Source organism: Archaeoglobus profundus DSM 5631 (assembly GCF_000025285.1).
Taxonomy (GTDB): Archaea; Halobacteriota; Archaeoglobi; order Archaeoglobales; family Archaeoglobaceae; genus Archaeoglobus_B; species Archaeoglobus_B profundus.
In genome coordinates, this window is the sequence record NC_013741.1 from 244,831 (window position 1) to 260,678 (window position 15,848).

At 42.1% G+C, this 15,848-nt stretch carries 15 protein-coding genes and 1 pseudogene; 5 read left to right on the forward strand and 11 right to left on the reverse strand.

Annotated features, from left to right (window positions below; genetic code table 11):
• The first annotated feature begins 109 nt into the window (after nt 1–109).
• Nucleotides 110–517 carry a CBS domain-containing protein gene (locus tag ARCPR_RS01435; protein WP_012939693.1) on the forward strand — a complete coding sequence of 136 codons (408 nt, stop codon included), beginning with the start codon at nt 110–112 and terminating at the stop codon, nt 515–517.
• Here ARCPR_RS01435 and ARCPR_RS01440 read toward each other — a convergent pair.
• Entirely contained in the window at nt 514–1,272 is a 759-nt protein-coding gene (locus ARCPR_RS01440) for a 4-phosphopantoate--beta-alanine ligase (RefSeq protein WP_148208648.1), read from the reverse strand. The genes ARCPR_RS01435 and ARCPR_RS01440 overlap by 4 nt on opposite strands.
• Before the next feature lie 609 nt (nt 1,273–1,881).
• On the opposite strand from ARCPR_RS01440, the gene ARCPR_RS01445 reads away from it, so the two are divergent.
• On the forward strand, nt 1,882–2,592 hold the full coding sequence (locus ARCPR_RS01445; RefSeq protein WP_012939695.1) for a UPF0280 family protein: 711 nt from the start codon (nt 1,882–1,884) through the stop codon (nt 2,590–2,592).
• Here ARCPR_RS01445 and ARCPR_RS01450 read toward each other — a convergent pair whose 3' ends face one another.
• The 4 genes from ARCPR_RS01450 to ARCPR_RS01465 form a co-directional block, all read right to left on the reverse strand.
• Entirely contained in the window at nt 2,593–3,828 is a 1,236-nt protein-coding gene (locus ARCPR_RS01450; RefSeq protein WP_012939696.1) for a VWA domain-containing protein, read from the reverse strand. It abuts the gene before it with no gap.
• The gene (locus ARCPR_RS01455) at nt 3,803–5,233 is read right to left on the reverse strand and encodes an AAA family ATPase (RefSeq protein WP_012939697.1); all 1,431 of its coding nucleotides are present in this window, start codon (nt 5,231–5,233) and stop codon (nt 3,803–3,805) included. Before ARCPR_RS01455 ends, ARCPR_RS01450 begins: the two co-directional genes overlap by 26 nt.
• Before the next feature lie 72 nt (nt 5,234–5,305).
• Nucleotides 5,306–5,599 (reverse strand): DUF167 domain-containing protein, encoded by a 294-nt coding sequence (locus ARCPR_RS01460; protein ID WP_012939698.1) that lies wholly within the window; start codon nt 5,597–5,599, stop codon nt 5,306–5,308.
• Complete coding sequence (locus tag ARCPR_RS01465; protein WP_012939699.1) at nt 5,583–6,014, reverse strand: gamma-glutamylcyclotransferase family protein; 432 nt, start codon at nt 6,012–6,014, stop codon at nt 5,583–5,585. Before ARCPR_RS01465 ends, ARCPR_RS01460 begins: the two co-directional genes overlap by 17 nt.
• Before the next feature lie 61 nt (nt 6,015–6,075).
• Here ARCPR_RS01465 and moaC point away from each other — a divergent pair.
• Nucleotides 6,076–6,525: pseudogene (gene moaC / locus ARCPR_RS01470) on the forward strand (cyclic pyranopterin monophosphate synthase MoaC); the annotation flags it as partial.
• Here moaC and ARCPR_RS01475 read toward each other — a convergent pair.
• From ARCPR_RS01475 to ARCPR_RS01490, 4 genes are read right to left on the reverse strand one after another with little or no spacing between them, the layout of a single operon-like run.
• Nucleotides 6,515–6,760, reverse strand: a complete 246-nt coding sequence (locus ARCPR_RS01475; RefSeq protein WP_048084306.1) for a hypothetical protein — start codon at nt 6,758–6,760, stop codon at nt 6,515–6,517. The pseudogene moaC and the gene ARCPR_RS01475 sit on opposite strands and share 11 nt — an antisense overlap.
• Before the next feature lie 36 nt (nt 6,761–6,796).
• Nucleotides 6,797–8,734 carry a molybdopterin biosynthesis protein gene (locus tag ARCPR_RS01480; protein WP_012939702.1) on the reverse strand — a complete coding sequence of 646 codons (1,938 nt, stop codon included), beginning with the start codon at nt 8,732–8,734 and terminating at the stop codon, nt 6,797–6,799.
• A gap of 20 nt (nt 8,735–8,754) precedes the next feature.
• Nucleotides 8,755–9,684, reverse strand: coding sequence for a FecCD family ABC transporter permease (locus tag ARCPR_RS01485; RefSeq protein ID WP_012939703.1), 930 nt, complete (start codon nt 9,682–9,684; stop codon nt 8,755–8,757).
• The gene (locus tag ARCPR_RS01490) at nt 9,669–10,643 is read right to left on the reverse strand and encodes an ABC transporter substrate-binding protein (RefSeq protein WP_012939704.1); all 975 of its coding nucleotides are present in this window, start codon (nt 10,641–10,643) and stop codon (nt 9,669–9,671) included. The genes ARCPR_RS01485 and ARCPR_RS01490 overlap by 16 nt, the downstream gene beginning before the upstream one ends.
• Nucleotides 10,644–10,713: 70 nt before the next feature.
• On the opposite strand from ARCPR_RS01490, the gene ARCPR_RS10075 reads away from it, so the two are divergent.
• Nucleotides 10,714–11,157, forward strand: a complete 444-nt coding sequence (locus ARCPR_RS10075; protein ID WP_222829544.1) for a hypothetical protein — start codon at nt 10,714–10,716, stop codon at nt 11,155–11,157.
• Nucleotides 11,132–11,686, forward strand: a complete 555-nt coding sequence (locus ARCPR_RS10080; RefSeq protein WP_222829545.1) for a histone deacetylase family protein — start codon at nt 11,132–11,134, stop codon at nt 11,684–11,686. The genes ARCPR_RS10075 and ARCPR_RS10080 overlap by 26 nt, the downstream gene beginning before the upstream one ends.
• Here the strand turns inward: ARCPR_RS10080 and ARCPR_RS01500 are convergent.
• Entirely contained in the window at nt 11,671–13,950 is a 2,280-nt protein-coding gene (locus ARCPR_RS01500; RefSeq protein ID WP_012939706.1) for a DUF4430 domain-containing protein, read from the reverse strand. The genes ARCPR_RS10080 and ARCPR_RS01500 overlap by 16 nt on opposite strands.
• Nucleotides 13,947–15,836, reverse strand: coding sequence for an outer membrane protein assembly factor BamB family protein (locus tag ARCPR_RS01505; RefSeq protein WP_012939707.1), 1,890 nt, complete (start codon nt 15,834–15,836; stop codon nt 13,947–13,949). The genes ARCPR_RS01500 and ARCPR_RS01505 overlap by 4 nt, the downstream gene beginning before the upstream one ends.
• Nucleotides 15,837–15,848: the final 12 nt, after the last annotated feature.

Genomic DNA, 15,848 nt, shown 5'->3' on the forward strand with positions numbered 1-15,848 from the left:
TCAACAATATTTTAAAGTTATGTCACGATTTATAATTGAAATTATTGATAATAAAAATTATTTAACATTGTAGAAAAATTTATATATTTTTGCTACAACATATACCTTGATGACGGTGTTGGTAGCAGACATAATGTGTAGAAAGGTGGAGTTCATTGACGCTGATGCAAACGTTTTGGAGGCTATAGAGAACGTTGTCCTTAAGAAGATTGGCGCTTTGATAGTTAAGGAAGATGGTAAGGCTGTCGGAGTTGTTACGCTGAGGGACATAGTGTTAAGATGCTTAGCAGAGGGACTGGATCCTAGGGATGTGAAAGTTTCTGAAATAGCTTCGAAGCCCGTTATAGCCGTTAGTGGAGATACACCTATTGATGAGGTTGTCAAACTTCTTAAAGAACACAAGATTACGAGAGTTTTTGTTCGAGAAAATGGAACAATCGTAGGTTACGTTTCTCTAGCCGAACTCCTTCCAGTATATCTCAGAAAGTACATGGGTCTGCAAGAGATCGTGGTTTAAATATCTCTCAATTTTTCTTCGGCTATTTTGGTCAAGTTGTCCCTTATAGTTTCCAATGCCAGTCTAAGTGTTTTTCTGTTGTCGTAGTTTTTAACGATCTCTTCGAGTTCTTCTCTGCTGGCATCTCTGAGTTTTTTGGCAAATTTAATCATGTTTGGAATTGCCCTGACAATGTTGTCTACTATGGTTACATCCGCCATCATGGCTGTTCTCGAAAGTGGGTTTAGATCTATTGCTATAACCTTCTTTCCGTGCTTCTTCAAGATTTCGCATCTGTCACCATCCTCCAAAGGGACGAGAACGGTGTCCGCAACGTATATTCCCCTTCTGTCAACTATTCTCCTTCCATGACTCAAACCATTCAGCTCGGCATCACAGTTTGCTAAAACTTCTGCTCCAAACCTTTCTAGATACTTTTTAATCCTATCAACTCTTTCCTTTGAAAAGTGGAACACGTTAACTTCGAGCGGTGCGTTTAAGAGTTTGGAAAGCTCGGAAATTTCTTCTGGTACCAAAACTGCGGTGTTACCGTTTACAGAAATTACAGGCCTTTTACTTAACATCATGAGGGCAACTGCAACCTTCTCAGCTTTCAAAGCGAAGTCGTGGGATTTTTCACCCAACACGTAATCGAACATTTCTCCCCTTCCGTGCGCTATTAAACCTTGCAGTACAGTTATACCCATCTTGTATCCTTCAACGATCCTTTCTCTCATCATTAATGACTCGTATCTTGGATGATCCTTAGGAATCATACATGGCAAATTACAAATCGTTTTATAAAACTTGTTTAACTCTTCCATTTTTCCATTTTCTTTTCGAATTTTTGATAAATTTTTTCATTAAATTCAAATATCTATAATAATTGCTACATTGTTTATGCTATGCTAGAAACTTTCAAAATTTATAATCTATCATTATAAATAAAATATCTAACAACTTTATCTAAATCTATTCAATTTGTATTAAATAACACCGATGAATATATTCCAAGAATTTTGTACTAAGATATCTGCTAGATACTGTGAGTTACTGGAGTCGATAGCCTTTGGTGTGGTTAAGGGGGGTTATATGCGCCTAAACACCCGTATTCCTGTAATTTTTGGAACAGCTAAACCACAATCTCAACGAATTTTCAGATAGCCTAAAAATAATCATTCCAAAAAATTTGGGATAATTTGAAAGCTAAAACCTATAAAAAATCAAAATAAATTTTTAATATCTATTGATTGACAATGTATTTGTTAATAGTACATTAATTCACACTTTTAAATTTTGAAGTTTAATAAAAAATTTAAAATCTTAAAAAATTTATTTAAATCTTCTGAACATAAAGTGATATACCGACTATGCTGTGGTGAGATATGTACAAGAGATTCAAGTTTCAGCATAAGGAGACGATAGTAACCGTGCTCTTGGATGACGATTCATATTATGATATCGTTGTTGAGGCAATACTCACCGCACGTAAGGCGATAGAGAGCATGATAAAGAGAGATCCACTCTTTCAGGTTACCCTTGAGCCCTACGACTGTGATGGTTTCATAGTTGGGAGAATGTGCCAAGCTTCAAAGATCGCCGGAGTAGGTCCAATGGCATCAGTGGCGGGAGTTATAGCGCAATATGCTGTCGAAAGAGCTGTTGAGGAAGGAGCCAAGTTCGTCGTTGTTGATAACGGTGGTGATATTGCCATGTATTTGGATAGACCTATTAGGGTTGGCGTTTTTACATATTCTCAAAAGCTCTGCTTCGAGATTGATCAAAAGGGATTCTACGCTGTGTGTACATCTAGCGGTACAATAGGTCATTCAATTAGTTTTGGGTTTGCAGACGCTTGCACGATTTTTGCTAGAGATGCTTGCGTTGCCGATGCTTTTGCTACCGCTCTTTGCAATGAAATAAAAGAAGGCTTTGGAAGAGAAGAAATTGAGAAAACGCTTAGATTGTTTTGGGAGAAAGCCAAAGAACATATTTTAGGAGCTGTAGTTGTAAAAGGTGATGTGGTTGGATTTGCTGGAAATGTCCCAAAGATAGTTAAGGGTGTTGTCAAACCCGATTTAATCACTAAAGGTTGATTAGAATCTTAACCTTCTCATGTAACTTTTGACGAAGAACTTCTTCATGTTTAGTGGATTTTCTATATAGACGAGGTTTGCCTTTCTCGACAGCTTGGCAATTCTCTCACACAAAGCCAGAAATCTTTTTTCCGGACTTAACATTACTATCGTCAGATTAGCATCGACTTTTCTAAGCTTTTCAGCTTCTCTTAAAGCACACATCGTCGGTGTTAGGTATGGATCGTAGCTAGAAGTGGGTTCACCATCTGTGATGAGGAATATCACACCGCTTCCCCTTCTCTTCTTTATGATCTCTCTAGCGGTTTTTAGAGCTAAACCTATGTCTGTTCTTCCTCTCGTCCTAAGATTCAATATCTCTTCATCCTTTATCTTTCTAACCCTGTGATTGAAAGCTACAACGTGGAGCTCGTCCATATTGCTCTTTTTTATGACCTTTCTCAAAGCCAATGCAGACTCCAAAGCACCGACTATTCTCCTACCTCTCATCGAGTCGCTTACGTCTATGAGCATTACGTAGACGCACTTCTCCATGTGCTTACCCTCTCTTGCAACCAAATCCCTCTCATCAAATCTTAGGGAAGGGTCTCTTAAAGCACATTTGACTAAAGTCTCCTGAAGGTCTATGGAATCGTAGCTATGCCTTAACTCATCGTACTCCACTATCTCATTTTTAAGAAAGCTCGAAACTCCAGTCTTTTCAGTTTCATGCTCACCAAAATCCTCACCGGTGAGGTCTTGCAAGGACAACTGCAAAATCTTCTTGCTCAAAGCCCTTTCTGCATTCTTCGTAAACTTATACCCTCTAAAGTAATCGTCTTCCAAATATCCTTCCTTCTTTAAATCCTCGATAATTTCCTCGTAAAAGTAGTTGACAAGTTCACTCGTACTCAAATCTTCTCTCTTAAGCTCTCCTTCTTTCAATTTTCTTTTTATTTCCTCCCAAGCTTTCTTCTTCGCTTCTACGTAATCGTCTATCTTTTCACTCCAGAACCTGCTTATGTATTTGTATCCCCTTATCATGTCGTTGAGCATGAAGGAAAAGTTCTCAAAAAACTGCTTAAGTTCCTCATTTTTCAGATGCTCCTTCACGAAGTTGAAAAGATTAACATTTCCCTTCTCCCTGTGATAAGGGTTGAAAAGGGAATAGAGTAGATCCCTAGCTAGGCTATCGTCTATTTCTCTCTCATCTCCCTTACAAGCTCTACACTCAGGCTTCGTATCCAGCGTAAACATACCTACCAAATCCAACCTTTTCTATGAGTCCCGTACACCTCTTTATCGATTCGAGAAGAATCTCGAAAGCCGATTTCAACTCCTCCTTTCTCTTTGCTATAAGCAATAGTGTCCTGTAGAGGTATTCAAAGTTTTCAAAGCCATCAACCTTTTCAACATCCACAGGTTCAAAGCAAAATTCAGCTAAATCATTCATCAATCCCTTGAACTCTTCCCTCGGAATCCTGTTGTATATTTCGCTACAGGTCTTGTTCAAAGCTTCTTCAGTTAGCTTTACTATTACGTCGTCTTTGGATATCTCATCCTCGTACTCTATTTCCATCCTGCTTCTCAAAGCAAGCTTAACTATCTCGTAATTCTTCCCGTAATCTATCAGCATTGCACACTCACGCCCTTTCCTCGTGGCCGAAGCTCTGAGATGATCGAAGAGCTTTATAGTCGCTCTGCAAGAGGGTTCAAGCTCAATTACACTAGATATTCTACATTCCTTGCACCTCGCAAGCCTAACTATTCTTGCAAGCGTTTTGAGATGCCATTCGGGTAAAATCGCTCCATTCTTTAAGCTCATATTTCTCAAACCAATCTCTATCTCCTCTTCAAGAGTTTCTGGCGGACCTATTGGTATTTCCTCCATTCTATCTAAGAGAGGCTCCTTTATATCGGAAACACCCTTGTAGTTCGCTGGATTTGTCGAAGCTATCACGATCGTGTCTATTTTCATGGGAATTATGTCTCCTTCGGGAGTCGTTATCTGCTTTTCCTCTAAAAGCTCGTGCAGGAGTGTCTGCAGGGCTGAGGGAATTGCACCAAGCTCATCAAAATAGGCGATACCTCTGTGAGCCTTTAGAATCTTTCCGGGCGTAAAAACCTCTGGATGATCCAAATCGTAACCCTCTCTTATCTTTTGAATGCTTATGCCACCAATAAGTTGTCGTGTCGTCATCATGGGATCTCCAGCAATTCTTATCCACTTTCTTGGAATCCAAGTTAGTTCTACGACATCATTCTCAAGAAGTTTCTTCTTGCATGAGAAACAGCTTGGATGCGTTGGATCACAACCGATTTTACAGCCCTTAACAGCTAAGAGCTTCTCAGGCAAGAGCTTTGCTATAGCTTTACTAAATGTGGTCTTTCCATAACCCTTTCTTCCCCTGAAAAGTATATTTGAACCACTCATCAGCGCGTTCTTAACCATTTCCTTCTCAACTTCCTTACCAACTATCTCGGGAAAAGGATCTTCCCCTCTCTTTTCGTACTCAAGGATGGCATCTCTAACGTATTCAACAATGCTCCTCGAGTGATAGTTTAAGAATTCCTCGCTCCAGATATCAACCTCTTCACCGTTCAGAACGAATTTTGGTGCATTACTCGGCTTTATCACTACGTCTTCGAATATGTACTCCATCAATTGTTCTTAAACCTAAGCTTATTTTACGCTTTTGCTGGGAATATCGTAGATAGATCTAAGCGAAAACACTTAGCTAACTTCCACTCCAAGTTCTTTCAGAATGCTTAAAGCCTTTTCTAGGCTCAGACCCTTTAACAAAACAGTCTTTTTCGTTGATTTTTCTCCCTTCACTATTTCAACTTTGCAATTGAAAATACCACCTAGAAAATCGGTAAGCTCCCTGTTGGCCTTCCCACCCCTAGGCGGGCTTTTAACTGAAACCTTTAAAGCTTTTCTCCAAGGATCGTAGCCAGTTATGGCCGTTCTTTTTGCATTGGGACTTACATCAACCTCAATCAAAATACCTTTATCCGTCTCCTTCATTTAGAAATCCCTCCAACATCTTCACATAGTCTTCTGGGAGTCCATGGGTTCTAGCTCCTCTTATAACCCTTTCTACACAAGACTTGTCAGGTTTAACTTCAGCTTTAGTTTTTCCAACGTACGTCCAAGCTTTCACGGGTTTTCCGTCAACGATTACTTCAACCTCAATTCTTTCATACCTCGGTGATACTTTGTCTAAAAGCTCCAATGTCTTTTCGTCTACCTCATAAACAACACCCCAGACTCCATCACCTCCCTCTTCAATATTTGGATTTCCTGTGCCGTATAGGGAGGGAACGTTAAAGGCTATGCGGTAGTTTGGAAGAAAAGCCTTTTTTGCAGTCTTAACTCTTCTCTTGAGTATCTTGCTTGCCTTTTCAATATCCATCAGCGTTCCATATACAAAGAGAAGCATAACCTAAAACGTTCCTTAAGACGATAAACATTCCGAAAAATCCTTGTAAGGTTTCAGCCATCATGTTTTTATGGAAAAGGCCAGAATGGTTGATATCTCGGAGAAGAAGGACGTTATAAGGGTTGCAAAGGCTGAAGGCTTTGTCAGACTTAAAAAAAGTACGGTTGAAGCAATTAGAGAGGGTAATGTACCGAAGGGGGATGTCCTAACGATTGCAAACGTCGCCGGAATTTTAGCCGTCAAGAAGACTCCCGAAATTATCCCTATGTGTCATCCAATACCTATAACGTCTGTTTCAATCGAATTTGAAATTCTCGATGAAGGTGTTAAGGCTGTGTGCACGGTGAAATCGGTAGGTAAAACGGGAGTTGAGATGGAGGCTTTAACCGGTGTGACAGCTGCGCTTTTAACCGTATGGGATATGGTTAAGGCATTGGAGAAGGATGAGACGGGTAACTATCCCCACACTGCAATAGAGTACATCAGGGTCCTTGAAAAGTTTAAAGGTTGAAGTAAGCCTCTACGTGCTCCATTTCGACATTCTTAGTTCCAAATCTCTTTTCGACAAACTCGCAGAAAGAATCTACATCGTCGATTCCCACTTCACCGTATTCGTCTAAGCACAGCTTCACGAACTCCACAAGTGCATTCAACCTTATATTGAATCCATTCTCAGCAAACCTCTCAAGCAGAATTTCAAGAACCCTACCACTGTCGATTGGCGTATCGCAGTTCGGACAGTGCATGCTCCAAAGCATCCCCAAGCAATATAAACGTTTTTCTCACGAAAATTCTACAATCTCTCCAGTCCTCTCCGTTACCCTAATTCCCTTTAGTTTTCTAACCTCCCTCTTGAATTTATCGCTTCTCAAAGTTTCTAAGAACCTTTTAACGGACTCTTTACCCAATCTATCCTTTCTCACAACAAAGTCGTATTCCTCGGGTCTTAAGGGGATGAAGTCCAGACCGTATCTATCAGCAACAGTTCTAATTCCAACTCCAACATCAGCCTTCCCCATTAAAACCGCTACAGCAACAGCCGTGTGAGTCTTAGCCTCGACATCGTACCCCTTTATTCTCTTTTTAATCTCTTCGAAGCTCAAACCCAGCTTTTCAGCCAACTCTCTCAGCTTCATGTCTATCAAAACCCTCGTCCCGCTCCCCGGATTTCTGTTTATGAAAACTACATCCTCTCTCAGTAAATCCTCGAATCCTCTTATGCCCTTTGGATTCCCCTTCGCAACTATGAATCCCTGCTCCCTCTCGTAACCCTTAACCAGAATCACATCCTTCAAACCTAACCTCTTTATGAAAGGAATGTTGTAGACACCACTTTCATCGAGCAGATGCGTTCCAGCCAAATCAGCTTCTCCCCTCTTAACAGCCAAAAGACCTCCAGTAGAACCGACGTTTATGACCTTGGCATCTACACTACACAACTCTATCAGCAAGTCCACTCCTAAGCAGTGACTTCCGATTATAACTAAGTCTGAAGGCTTGTAATCACCAAACAGAATCACATCAACTTCCTCACCTTCTTCAAGAAACGCAACGTTCTCTGGAATCTCTATAAACCCGTCGGCTTTTGCTAAGGTTGAAACCGAGCCAGAGTATGTCGTGAAAGGATAGGCTATAAATTTACCCGTTTTTACAAGTGCCACGGGTCTGAACTCCCTTCTACCTACATCCGAATAAGTCTTAACCTGCAAGACCGCCTTCACTTTATTCCTTTCGACTTCTAAACCTGTAAGCTTTCTTAAAAACGGTGCCACGACAACTTCAAAAATCATCAAAGCCGAAACGGGATAACCGGGCAAGCCGAACAAAACCTTGTTCTTAGTTTTAGCAATAACCGTAGGCTTACCAGGCTTTACGGCAATTCCGTGAACAAAAACATCTCCAAGCTCCTCAAAAACTCTATAGATTACATCTCCCAATCCAGCAGAAGTGCTACCAGTGGTTATAACAATATCGCACGTCTTCAAAGCGTTCTCAACTGTTCTCTTGATCTCAAGGTAATCGTCTCTAACGACACCCATCGGAAAAGCGAGACAACCGCACTCCTTAACCTTGGATGTTATCATGTATAAGTTTACATCGTAAATTTTCCCAATCTCCAGAGGCCTCCCAACTTCTACAATTTCATCTCCAGTCGATATTATCGCCACTTTCGGCTTTCTGAAGACCTTAACCCTGTCAACTCCAGCTGAAGCAATTAAACCTATCTCCCTTGCACTCAGAACCTTTCCCTTTCTAACGATAAGCTCTCCAGCCATTGCATCACTGCCAGCACTTGCAACATTCTCCATAGGTGCAACTGGTTTGTAGACATAGACGTAGCCATCTCTAACAGTTGTATATTCAACCATAACAACTGCATTCGCTCCCTTTGGCATGACGGCTCCAGTAGATATTTCAACTGCACAGCCTCTATCGACCTCAACTCTTGGAACTTCTCCAGCCTTAACGTTTCCCACGATCTTGAGCTTTATCGGCTTATCCTCTTCAGCCAAAAATGTGTCCTCAGCTTTAACTGCAAAACCGTCCATCGTAGCTCTATCGAAAGGAGGTACATCGCATTTTGCATAAACATCTTCGGCCAGAACACGATTGTAGGCTTCAAAAATAGAAATTTCCTCAATATCCAGATCGATCGTTAAGCTTTCGAGAATTCTTCGAACTTCATCTAGGCTCTTTAACTCTCTAAAAACCTTTCTCATTGTATCCCCTAAACTCTAAGCTATAAACGTTTTGCGTAGCGCTTCATAACGTAGATGAAGAACGGCCCACCGCACAGCATTGTTATTATTCCAACAGGGACATTCAAAATCCTAGCTAAAGCGTCAGTCCAAGCGAGAAATGTAGCACCTATTAAAGCTGAGGCTGGAATAAGGAATCTGTTGTCTTCTCCAACAAATCCTCTTGCGATGTGAGGGATCATCAAACCAACGAAACCGATTATTCCTACGAATGCAACTGTTGTAGATGTTGCGAGAGTTGCCAAAGCTATTAAAATCTTCAAAACTCTTTTGACATCAATTCCCAAGTAGAAAGCTTGCTCTTCTCCCAAAAGGAGCGCGTTCAGGTGCTTCGAGAACATGAAGGAACAGAAGCATGGTATGATAGCAAGAGATGCAACTCTTACATCGCACCACTCCACATTTCCCAAATATCCTACAAGCCAGCCCAGAATCATATGTGCATTGGTTTTAACTAGTATCAACCACTCTAAAGCATAAAGGAAGAAATTCACAGCGATTCCAGCCAAGAGCAATGATTCTGTAGTGAAAAAACCTCTTATCCTAGCTAAGTTGTAAACCAATGCGACTGTTAGAGTTGCCGATACGAATGCTAGAGCTGGTGTGAGGTAAAATAACCCCAAAACGAATCCCAATAAAGCACCCAATCCAGCTCCTGTTGAAACTCCCAGAATGTAAGGCTCGGCTAACGGATTTTTAAATATGCACTGCATGACAACTCCAGCAACAGCCAGAGAAGAACCAACTACCAAACCCATCAAAACCCTCGGAATCCTGATGTTCACGAATATCCAGCTGTCTATATTCTTCTCGAACGCAACGACTGGGCTATAAACTACACTACCGATGCACGGGGCAATCAAAGCCGTGAAAATTGTCAAAAATGCTAAGAAAATTAGCTTGCGTAGCATAGTCTCACTTTCTCGTAAGCCACATCAACGATCTTCGATAAATTTTCGATAGCGTAGACAATCCTGTATGAAGGTCTGCAGATGATATTGGCATCTATCACGTAAACGTTTCCGCACCTCACAGCTTTCAGCTTCTTGAGGTAGTTATTGTTCATTACCCAATCGTAGAGGATGTTCTCTCCTTTTGAATCCATCCCGTTACCGCTGTTCACGATTATTATATCGGGATTCATCCTGATCAGGTCTTCCAAGCTGACTACAACCCATCCGCTCTCGTTAACAACATTGACTCCGCCAGCAATCTTTATAACATCGTCAACGAAAGTACCTCTCCCACTTACCCAGATCGGGTCATTCCAGACTATGTGGAGTATCTTAGGCTTCCATGGGTGCTTTTTAGCCTTAACCTTGGCTATTTCATCCTTCATCCACTCGACGAGCTTCGTTGCATTTTCTTCAACACCGCAAACTTTACCCAAAAGCTCCGCATCTCTCATAACGTCCGTCACGTTCTTCGGATTTAAGGCAACAACAGTTATTCCAAAATCCTTCAAGGCTTTTATTACCCCGAAACCGTTTCCGTAGCTTGCAACTACCAAGTCGGGCTTCAACCTAACAACCTTTTCAACATCCACGGTTGAATAACCTCCCACCGAAACTATCTTGCCCTCCTTTTTGAGCTTCAAAATCTCTGGCGGGTAGTCACAGTAGTCTGTAACCCCAACAACCCTATCTCTTAAGCCTAAAGCAAAGAGAATTTCGGTGTTCGAAGGTGCCAAAGATACTATGCGTTTCGGATACTTTTTTACAGCAACGACGTAACCGAAATCGTCTTTAACAATCACATACGTGGTATTCTCTTTAATTAGGAAGCCCTCAGTTGAGTGATTGGTTGAATGGGATGAACACCCTAGCAAAATTACAGCTAAAACCAACGTTATCAACAGTCTTAAATTCATAAAATTTGAAATCGTGTCAAACTTATTTGACTTTCGAAAGGGATTTATCAATCCTCTCAAACATTACGGCATGAAAATCTACTACGATGACGTATTTCTTCAACACAAGCCTAATGGCTACCACCCGGAGAATCCAAACAGACTCAAGATCATCAGAAAAGCTTTGGAGGAGAGAGGGCTTTGGCAGAATGTCGTAAAGCCAAAAAAGGCAAAAGTTGAGGATTTGCTAAAGGTTCACGATGAGGAATACATCGATTTCATAAGGAAATCCTGCCAAAACGAGGATTTCATCGATTCTGACACATACGTTTGTAGAGAAAGCTGGGATTCCGCCTTAACAGCCTTCGGCTGTGCTATTCATTGCGTGGAGGATGCTGTAGAGAATAAGGACCTGCATCTGGCTTTGGTTAGACCTCCGGGACATCATGCTGGAAAAAAAAGGCGTAGCATTCAACGCTCCAAGCTTAGGTTTTTGTCTGTTCAACAACGTGGCTGGGGCCGTGGTCAAGGCTAAGGAGTTCTTTGATCGAGTTCTGGTTACAGATTTCGACGTTCATCATGGAAACGGAACTCAGGAGATCTTCTGGGGTGATTTGAGTATTATTCACATCGACTTTCACGAATACGGAATTTATCCGGGAAGTGGGTATGTCGATGAAACTGACGGTAGCAAGGTGAATATAGCTCTACCGCATTACTGCAATGACGACGACTACATATACGCTTGGAACGAGGTTGTAGAGCCGATATTGGCAGATGTCAAGCCTAAGTTGGTTTTGGTCTCAGCTGGATTTGATGCCTTCAAGGATGATGGACTGGCTACAATGGAGCTAACTGAGAAGTTCTACGCATTTGTAGGCAGTAGATTGAGGGATTACAGCGTCGTAGCGGTTTTGGAAGGGGGATATTCCATCGGATTGGAGAGAGGCTTACCAGCGTTCGTTGAAGGCTACGTAGAGGGTTACGATGTTGAAGGCGTAAGACCGAGTGCAAAAGTCGTTGAAATTGTCAAAAAATTGAGGGAAATTCACGATCTGCGGTAAAACATCACAAATAGCAACGCCAGAATTCCAAGAATAGCTTCGAATCCGTAAACCTTTTTCGTTGTCGCTGTTACCTTAGGTGGGTTAGTTGTCGCAATTGTTGTTGTGGATGCTACCGTTTTGGTGATCGTCGTGGGTGTTGGTGTTATAGTAGTATATGTAACATATGTAACTTCCGTTGTAACTGCAACAGTTCGATTCGCAGTAACTTGGGTAGTTCTATTTAACAATATCTTCACGGGATGCGGTTTACCGAGTAGCGCCATTACGGAATCCGCTGTAACCTTTATCGGAATCGATGTCACGTATTTTGTATATTTGAAGTGTCCATCCTCAGCTTGCAAACTCAGGAGGTGTTCTACAACGCTTTTACTCGTTTTCCAATTCGTAGGATTTACGCATGCAGAAACCAGAGCCTGAATTGTCCAAGCATCGCTGTCTGCGTTGCTTGAAGAGTTTCCGAAGTATCTCATCCCTCCATCTTCGCACTGCCCCTTTTTCAAGTAGTTAAGGGCTTTCTTGATGACTGGGTCATCTCTGCTAACACCACTGGCTATCAAGGCCTGTATTGCACTTGCAGTATCATCAAAATCGCTTTCGGCATTTACAGCCCATGCAAATCCACCGTCTGGATTTTGATGTGCTTTAAGCCACTCAACTGACTTTGAAACGTTCTCTCCACAGGCTTTTAAAGCCAATATGCCCCAGATTGTTGTGTAGATATAATCACCTATCTGCCCATCCTCTTTAACCCTCTCCTTAAGCTTCTCGACAAAGTTTATTCCGTTAAAGTTGTAGGGATTCTGATTTAAGGCTATTAAAGCTAAGATAGTTCTTGCGAAGTCGGATGTTCCCATTCTCTCAATAACGCTCTCGTTCAAATTAGCTTTGAAGTAGTCCAAAGGACTCTTACCGTTCTTGATCCAATCGCACGGGTTCTCATTAGCACTCGCAATCGCCATGACAACCCAAGATGTATTTGATAAGCTTCCCCATCCCCCATCTGGCCTCTGCTGACTTTTAAGCCAGTTTAAGGCTTTAACTATCCTTTCATCGCTAGAATTTAGTGGGAAGCTTTCCCATTTAGCAACTATGGCAAATATGCTGAAGCTCGTCAAGTTTGCTGTGAACGTGTAGTATGTCTCGTTTTCGGTGTAGTTCGTCGGGATAAACTTCCACTTGCCTTCGTATTCCGCAATACAGACGTCTTCAGGCTTTGCGTCTAGCTTGGTCAGTTTTTCTTTGGGTATCACGAAGCTAATGGTTACATTTGTCGATCTGTTCAACTCCAAGTCGAAGCAATCCAGCGGTGTTGCGTAAATTTCGTTGAACTCCAATCCCTTTGGCTCATACTTAGAGATCTTTAGCAGAACTGCTTTGGCACTTCTGACCGAAACTTTTAGTGGAATCTTTGTAACGTTTACCTCTACGGTTACGTTTCCCACGACGGTGCATGTGATTGAGTTGTTAGTTCTGGCCACACTCATCTTTGAAGGTATGGTTGGTGTCGGTGTAGGGGTGGTGGATACGCTACTGCTACCCGTTTCTTCACTTGGCAAGCTCCAAGGCATCGCTGGATTTATGCTTACATCGAACGACCAATCGTCATAAGTTTTAATCGTTATTCTATACGGAGAGCTTTCGGGCGCTTCGCTCATGCTTCTTGAGAAATACCAGACAACGGTGTCACCAGCGTTTAGGTTGTACTGTTCGGATGAAACCATCGGTGTCTCTCCATTCACCTGATATACCCATCCAGAAGTCTCTCCCAAGGCTCTCGTGCAAATCCCACCAATGCAATCTACAAACAACCCGTAGCTCCACTTCTTGATCTTAACACTAAAACCCCTCTCCTGCGAAGCCTTTATCAAAACTCCCAAAGCTGTCCTCCAATTGATCGTTGCAGAACCCCCATCTTCAAGAGTAATTGTCGTGGTTCCTGAAGGCAAGTAGTATCGTCCGATCCATCCGCTACTTCCCATACTGGATGTTGCAGGTTGTCGAATCTCTATTACTTTAGAAGCCCTTTCACATCCAGCGATTGCCTCTATTGTAAGCATTCCCGCAACTTGTGGGGTGAAGTTCGTCGATGTGTTTGCGTATATCGGAGTTCCATTGTTCATCCTTAGAATTATCAAAGCGGGTTTATCCGTGGAAATCGTGAGCTTATGCCCGACGATGAAATCTCCTTGAACGTTTATCGTTAAAGCTTGAGCGGTCTGAACGGTTAAAATTACGAACAAGACCAAGATAACTTTCTTCATGATGTCACCTCGCAGTTCACACTTCCGAACCAGTCTATAAGGTTGTTCGGATATTCGTTCAACTTGTAAACTCCCGCAAACAGTTTGTACGTTCCGATGGTATTTCTCTGAGAAACGTGAATGAGCACTGGAACTCTCAGGCTTTGGCATTCACTCAGATAAACCGTCGAAATTCCCGCTACATAATCTCCTTTATCGTTTAAACCGCTTACAACAACAACGTACCATCCAGATTTAGCGGAACTAACGTTTACCCATGCTGTAGCGTTTCCTCCCAATCTCGCCGAATTTACTGTCAGGTTTGAGATACCGACTGGTTTTACGTGAGTTGTTATGTTCAGCAAAACCGTACAGTTGCTCAAACTCGTTCCGTCCCCGTAGCAGTAGTATACCGTTTCGTTATCACTTATAGTGTACAGGTTGGCACCTACAGACAAAAGAGATGTTTCGTTCCAGATCGACCAGTAAATCCACTTACCATTCACGTTTTGAGTTCCTAAACCCATTATGGAGCTTATGAAGAACGAACCGTATTTATCGTACCAGCTGTCGTCGAGTGTAACGTTGAAGTAGATTTCAGCCGAATTCATTGTATAATTTGAAGCCTTTAACAGAGCCCCTAAGGCTGTGTTCTCTCTAACTTCGTATTCCCTTCCATTAACGTTCAGCGATACGTTTACGGGTGTAAGGTTTACGTCAAAATCGATTTCGCCAGAACTGTTGAAACAGTAAACGTATCCACTATCTGCACCTATGTAAAGCCTGTTGTTCGATATGAAGGGTGAGGACATTATATTCCACCAAGTGTTTTGAGGGGGTATGAGTCTGTAATGCCAAATCTCGTAACCCACCATTGCATCCACAGCGTACAACGTTCCCTCACCCGTGTTGGTTGCAAAGTAAACGACTCTGTTTGATACTGCAGGGGAAGAATCTATCTTACCGTTTGCCTCAAACGTCCAGAGAACGCTCAAATTTCCCCTCGAATCAAAAGCAAAGCAGTACAACTTACCATCCCTCGAACCGATGTATATCCTATCGTAAGCTACTGCTGGACTCGATATCGTCCCGTTGAACGGATACCTATCCTTCAGCGTTCCGTTCAAGTAGAAAGCGTATAGATAATTCTTAGTTGCAAAGATAAGTATAGTCTCTCCGTTTATACTCGCTACGGTTGGAGTATCGACTATCTGCGAGTCAACGCTTCTATTCCAAACTTCCGTGAGGTTCGTGTAAACGCAGTAAATTCTGTCACCGCTTGAGTTCCCAGCAAAGAAAATCTTTCCGTCGTAGGCTGTTGGAGATGTGTATGGGTTGATTAAACCGCCAGTGGTGAAACAGTCTACCACATTTCCATCTAAATCCAACTTCCAAAGAGTTCCGTTTGAATGAGTTAGAACGTAGATGTAACCGTTATAAACGATTGGTGACGATGCAATACCGTAGTAAGATGGATGGTCGTCGAGTTTCACGCTTTTAACGCTCCTCGTGGTTAGGTTAATTATGTAGAGGTAACCATAGTAATTCCACCCGCTTCCGCTGTAAACCATACCGCCCACTATCACCTTATCACCGTAAACGAACGGGGTTGATGCACCGTAGATTGTTGAATTGTTCCAGAGTATTTGGCCAGTATCTGCATCCAATACGTAAAACCCGGGTTGCCAACTCCCCCATCCGTACCAGTTCGTTACGAAAACTTTCCCGTTAGCAACTACGGGTGATGAACCTATCAATCCACTTAAATACGTCCTCCACTCAAGCTTCGGAATTATGTTAGCGTTTGAAGTGAAGTTTCCGGTATGTTGAACATCCCCTTGAAGTGTGTATGCGTTTACTGGCACTGCTATCAGCATCAGGATTGCAACGCACACCAACAACCTCATCAATTTTACTTG

Coding starts and splice junctions, on each gene's coding strand:
- ARCPR_RS01460 (WP_012939698.1), bottom strand. CDS start 5,599: ATGAAGGAGACGGATAAAGGTATTTTGATTGAGGTTGATGTAAGTCCC.
- ARCPR_RS01465 (WP_012939699.1), bottom strand. CDS start 6,014: ATGCTTCTCTTTGTATATGGAACGCTGATGGATATTGAAAAGGCAAGC.
- ARCPR_RS01480 (WP_012939702.1), bottom strand. CDS start 8,734: ATGAGAAAGGTTTTTAGAGAGTTAAAGAGCCTAGATGAAGTTCGAAGA.
- ARCPR_RS01450 (WP_012939696.1), bottom strand. CDS start 3,828: ATGTTTACGCTGGATACGAAGCCTGAGTGTAGAGCTTGTAAGGGAGAT.
- ARCPR_RS01445 (WP_012939695.1), top strand. CDS start 1,882: ATGTACAAGAGATTCAAGTTTCAGCATAAGGAGACGATAGTAACCGTG.
- ARCPR_RS01455 (WP_012939697.1), bottom strand. CDS start 5,233: ATGGAGTACATATTCGAAGACGTAGTGATAAAGCCGAGTAATGCACCA.
- ARCPR_RS01505 (WP_012939707.1), bottom strand. CDS start 15,836: ATGAGGTTGTTGGTGTGCGTTGCAATCCTGATGCTGATAGCAGTGCCA.
- ARCPR_RS01440 (WP_148208648.1), bottom strand. CDS start 1,272: ATGATTCCTAAGGATCATCCAAGATACGAGTCATTAATGATGAGAGAA.
- ARCPR_RS01435 (WP_012939693.1), top strand. CDS start 110: ATGACGGTGTTGGTAGCAGACATAATGTGTAGAAAGGTGGAGTTCATT.
- ARCPR_RS01485 (WP_012939703.1), bottom strand. CDS start 9,684: ATGCTACGCAAGCTAATTTTCTTAGCATTTTTGACAATTTTCACGGCT.
- ARCPR_RS01475 (WP_048084306.1), bottom strand. CDS start 6,760: ATGCACTGTCCGAACTGCGATACGCCAATCGACAGTGGTAGGGTTCTT.
- ARCPR_RS10075 (WP_222829544.1), top strand. CDS start 10,714: ATGAAAATCTACTACGATGACGTATTTCTTCAACACAAGCCTAATGGC.
- ARCPR_RS01500 (WP_012939706.1), bottom strand. CDS start 13,950: ATGAAGAAAGTTATCTTGGTCTTGTTCGTAATTTTAACCGTTCAGACC.
- ARCPR_RS01490 (WP_012939704.1), bottom strand. CDS start 10,643: ATGAATTTAAGACTGTTGATAACGTTGGTTTTAGCTGTAATTTTGCTA.